4 protein-coding genes are annotated in these 4,646 nt (G+C 51.4%); all 4 read left to right on the forward strand.

Going from position 1 to position 4,646, the window contains the following annotated elements; genetic code table 11:
- Positions 1–623 (forward strand): aminomethyl-transferring glycine dehydrogenase (locus LLG09_00255; protein MCE5195567.1); only part of this gene is annotated, 623 nt, incomplete at its 5' end.
- On the forward strand, positions 614–2,047 hold the full coding sequence (gene gcvPB, locus LLG09_00260; GenBank protein MCE5195568.1) for an aminomethyl-transferring glycine dehydrogenase subunit GcvPB: 1,434 nt from the start codon (positions 614–616) through the stop codon (positions 2,045–2,047). The genes LLG09_00255 and gcvPB, both read left to right, overlap by 10 nt.
- A 32-nt stretch (positions 2,048–2,079) precedes the next feature.
- Positions 2,080–3,072, forward strand: a complete 993-nt coding sequence (locus tag LLG09_00265; GenBank protein MCE5195569.1) for a lipoate--protein ligase — start codon at positions 2,080–2,082, stop codon at positions 3,070–3,072.
- An 18-nt stretch (positions 3,073–3,090) separates the two neighbouring features.
- A complete protein-coding gene (gene lpdA / locus LLG09_00270) occupies positions 3,091–4,488 on the forward strand; it encodes a dihydrolipoyl dehydrogenase (GenBank protein ID MCE5195570.1) in 1,398 nt (465 codons plus the stop codon).
- The last annotated feature ends 158 nt before the right edge of the window (positions 4,489–4,646 follow it).

A 4,646-nucleotide genomic window follows, 5' to 3' on the forward strand; every position in this document is an offset into this window, starting at 1 on the left:
TGGGTGTCAATCCCATTGCCGCAGCCATATTAAAAACGCCGCGGGACTGCGGCGCTGATATCGCCGTTGGCGAAGGGCAGCCGCTGGGTTTGCCTTTAGCCTTTGGCGGTCCTTATTTGGGATTTATGGCTACGACAAATGCTTTGATTCGCAGATTACCTGGTCGCATCGTCGGGGAAACCGTTGATCACGCAGGCAAACGTGCCTTTGTTTTGACTCTGCAAGCCAGAGAACAGCATATCCGGCGTGAAAAAGCCTCCTCGAATGTCTGCTCCAATCAGGCTCTGTGCGCCCTGACCGCAGCCGTTTATTGTTCTGCCATGGGACCGGACGGTCTGCAGGAAGTGGCCGAACAATGTCATGCCAAGGCGCATTATGCCGCCCGGCAAATATCCGCCATCCCGGGTTTTGCACTGCGTTATCAAGGAGAATTTTTTCATGAATTTCTCACGGAAACCCCCTGCTGCGCTGAAACGGTATTGGAAAAACTGGCCGAGAAAGATATCTTAGGTGGTTATCCCGTTTCCGGCGGTATTCTTTGGTGCGTTACCGAAATGAATTCCAAGACTCAAATTGATGCCTTGACCGCTGTTTTGAAGGAGGTCGGTTCAACATGCAGCTAATTTTTGAACGCAGTCGCAGCGGCAGAAGCTGTTCTATCCTGCCTGCTTGTGATGTCGAAAAAACCGCCCTGCCGGAAGCGATGAGAAGAGCTTTTGCACCCCGGCTGCCGATGGTTTCGGAAATTGACCTCAGCCGTCATTACTCTGAACTGGAAAAACATATTCATGGGGTAAATGACGGTTTCTACCCCCTCGGTTCCTGCACGATGAAATACAATCCGCAGATCAATGAAGAAATAGCCGCCTTAGCGGGTTTTACCGGGGTCCATCCACTGCAGCCCAGCGATACTGTCCAGGGCAGCCTTGAGGTTTTGGCAGCCACCAAAGCGATTTTGTGTGAGATCACCGGTATGGATGATATGACTTTCCAACCGGCCGCCGGAGCGCACGGGGAATTGACGGGCATGCTGATGATCAAAGCTTATCATCAGAGCAAAGGTCAGAGCAAGCGCAACAAAATCATCGTGCCGGATACGGCGCATGGCACCAATCCTGCTTCTGCTGCGATGGCCGGTTTCACTGTGATCAGCATCGCCTCCAACGCCAAAGGCTGCGTCGATCTGGATTTGCTGCGGCAGGCAGTCGGACCTGATACAGCCGGTCTGATGTTGACCAATCCCAACACGGTGGGGATCTTTGATGAAAACATTCTGGAAATCACCAAAATCATCCATGAAGCCGGCGGTCTCAATTATTATGACGGCGCGAATCTCAACGCGATTATGGGCATCGTCCGTCCGGGTGAGATGGGCTTTGACGTGATTCACTTGAATTTGCATAAATCCTTTGCTACTCCGCATGGCGGTGGCGGACCCGGTTCCGGTCCGGTCGGCTGCAAGGCTTTTTTGGCGCCCTTTTTACCGCTGAATAATCCGGCAATCGCAGCGGATGGTACCTACTGCCTCAGTCAGCCGGAGCAATCCATCGGCAGCGTCAGGACCTTCTATGGCAATTTCCTGGTTGTGGTCAAGGCGCTGACTTATCTATTGACCTTAGGCGCCGAAGGGATCCCCGAAGTTGCCGCCAATGCGGTTTTAAACGCCAATTACCTGCGCGTTCTCTTGTCTGAAAAATATGAGATTGCCTTCAATGGGATTTGTATGCACGAATTCGTCATCAGCCTGGCGCGTCTGCATCAGCAAAATGGTGTATCCGCCATGGATATTGCTAAAGCAATTCTCGATAACGGCATGCATCCCCCCACCATGTATTTCCCGATGATTGTGCAAGAAGCGCTCATGGTAGAACCGACCGAGACAGAAGCGAAAGAAACCTTAGACGCGGCGGCGGCAATTTATCTCGCCATCTATGAGGAGGCCCTAGCCAATCCACAATCCCTGCACGATGCCCCCATCACAACACCAGTCGGCCGTTTGGATGAAGTCGGTGCTGCCCGCAACCCGAGAGTAAGATATCAATTCTAGCCGTATTTCAAGAAAAAGGAGTAACTGCCGTCATGCTGGAAGCTTTGAAATACCTTACGGTGCCGCAAACCGACCCCTATCATAACCTGGCTTTGGAGGAGCATCTGTTGCGTACAGTTCCTTCTGACACCGTGATTCTCTATCTTTGGCAGAATCAAAACACGGTGGTGATCGGACGCAACCAAAACGCCTGGCGTGAATGCAATGTCAGCCGCCTGGAACAGGACGGAGCCAGTCTTGCCCGCCGTCTGTCCGGCGGCGGCGCCGTCTTTCACGATTTAGGCAATTTGAATTTCACTTTTCTGGCTCAGAAACCTTGTTTTGATATCAATAAGCAATTGCAGGTCATCCTGCTTGCGCTAAAGCAATGGGGTCTTTCTGCCGAAATCAGCGGCCGCAACGATATCACCATCGCAGGCAAGAAGTTCTCCGGCAATGCGTTTTACCAGAGTCAGACCGGCTGCTATCATCATGGCACACTACTGGTCGATGTCGATTTCAACAAACTGCAGCAATATCTGCAGGTCTCAGCAGAAAAACTGACAGCCAAAGGCATCGCTTCGGTCCAGTCCAGGGTGATAAACCTGTCGAGTCTCAATTCAGGCCTCACAACCCAAAATCTGCAGCCCGCTTTATGGCAGGCTTTTGCTGCGGTTTATGGCTTACAACCACAGCCGGTCGAATTGACCCCGGCAGACAAAGCAAATGTGCAGCGGCTCAGAGAAAAATATGCTTCCTGGGATTGGAATTATGGTCAACCGTTCCCTTTCGGCATCGAATGGGCAAACCGCTTCCCTTGGGGTGAAATACAAATCCAAGTTCAGGTCAATAACGGCTGTATCAGCGAAGCACATGTTTATACCGATGCAATGGCGGTCGATTTCGCCGCTGAATTGGCCGCTTCATTTACAGGCTGCCGTTTGCAAAAAGACGCACTGCAGAGGGCTTGCGCTGCGCTGCCGTTAGCGAATGATTTTACCGATGCCATGCGCGCGCAAATTCAGAGCTTATTTGAGAACCTATAGGGAGGAGAGGATAGATCGATGTCAGACCATTATCAATTAATGGTACTCGGCGCAGGTCCCGGCGGCTATGTGGCTGCCATCCGAGCGGCTCAATTAGGCCTGCACACCGCGTTGGTCGAAAAGGATTTGGTCGGCGGTACTTGCCTGAACCGAGGCTGCATTCCCACCAAAACGATCCTGCATAGTACTGAACTGCTCCGGGAACTGCGGGATGCGGAAAAGCTTGGCATTCATGCAGACAACCTGGCTTTTGACTTCACCGTTCTGCATCAACGCAAAAATGAAGTGGTCAGCCAGCTGCGTTCCGGTATTGAACAACTCGTCAAAGCCAATCTAATCGATTTGATCCGGGGTACCGCCACCATTCTTGCAGAAAATAAGGTGAGAGTCGGCGCGCAGGAATATACAACCGGGCATATTCTGATTGCTACCGGTTCAGAACCTGCCTTGCCGCCGATTCCCGGACTGAATCTGCCCAATGTCGTTACCAGCGATGATTTGCTTGGCAATCCCAAGGCGTTCTACCAACGTCTGATCATCATTGGAGGCGGGGTGATCGGTGTAGAATTTGCCGGTATTTTTGCTGCTCTAGACTGTCAGGTCTCAATTATTGAAATGATGGATCGAATTCTACCACAGATGGACCGTGAGGTCTCTCAAAATCTGACCATGATTTATAAAAAACGCGGTATCACAGTCAACACCGGTTGCCGCGTGGAGAAGATCGAGCAAGCAGAAAATGGTCTGATTTGCCGCTTCAGCAAACAGGATCAGAGTTTTGCTCTGGAGGCGGACGGAATTTTGGTCGCCAGCGGCCGCAAAGCCAACACGGCCGGTCTCTTGGCTGATGGTTTGAATCTCAACCTGCAGCGCGGTCAGATCCCGGTCAACGACCATTTTGAGACGTGCATTCCGGGTATCTATGCCATCGGTGACGTTGTTTATGGCAGCCTTCAACTGGCTCATCTGGCTTCCGCGCAAGGCATCAATGCCGCCTCAGCCATTGCCGGTTTGCCGATGCCGGTTGACAGCCAAACTGTCCCCTCCTGCATCTATACCCGTCCTGAAATTGCTACGGTCGGCATCAATGCCGATACAGCCAAAGCCATGGGAATTGCAGTAAAAGTCGGCAAATATTCTATGCTGGGCAACAGTAAATCCATCATCGCCCAGGCGGACCGCGGCTTTATCCGGATCGTCAGCGATGCCGAAACCGGTATTATTTTAGGTGCTCAGCTGATGTGTGAACGGGCAACCGACATGATCAGCGAATTTACCACCGCTGTTTCCAATCGCTTAACCGTCGAGCAAATGAGCCGCGTCGTGCGACCGCATCCTACCTTTAACGAAGCCGCCAGCGAAGCCTTGGAGGATATCCTGGGTAACGCGATCCATTCGGCACCAAAAAGAAGATAAGCAAAACAAAAAATAAGCAGAGGTGCTGTCCTGACCTGTGTCTTGAAAACACAGATCAGGCAGCACTTTTTATTTTATAGAAAAAGAATGTGCTTTATTTACCTGGCTTCCCGTTTAATTATAACAAGGAAGAGCATTCCGAAATATTCCGGAGCAAT

The sequence above is a fragment of the Negativicutes bacterium genome, assembly GCA_021372785.1.
Taxonomy (GTDB): Bacteria; Bacillota; JAAYKD01; order JAAYKD01; family JAAYKD01; genus JAJFTT01.

Bases quoted from the DNA above. Each gene is read 5' to 3' on its own strand.
- gcvPB (MCE5195568.1), top strand. From the start codon at position 614: ATGCAGCTAATTTTTGAACGCAGTCGCAGCGGCAGAAGCTGTTCTATC.
- LLG09_00265 (MCE5195569.1), top strand. From the start codon at position 2,080: ATGCTGGAAGCTTTGAAATACCTTACGGTGCCGCAAACCGACCCCTAT.
- lpdA (MCE5195570.1), top strand. From the start codon at position 3,091: ATGTCAGACCATTATCAATTAATGGTACTCGGCGCAGGTCCCGGCGGC.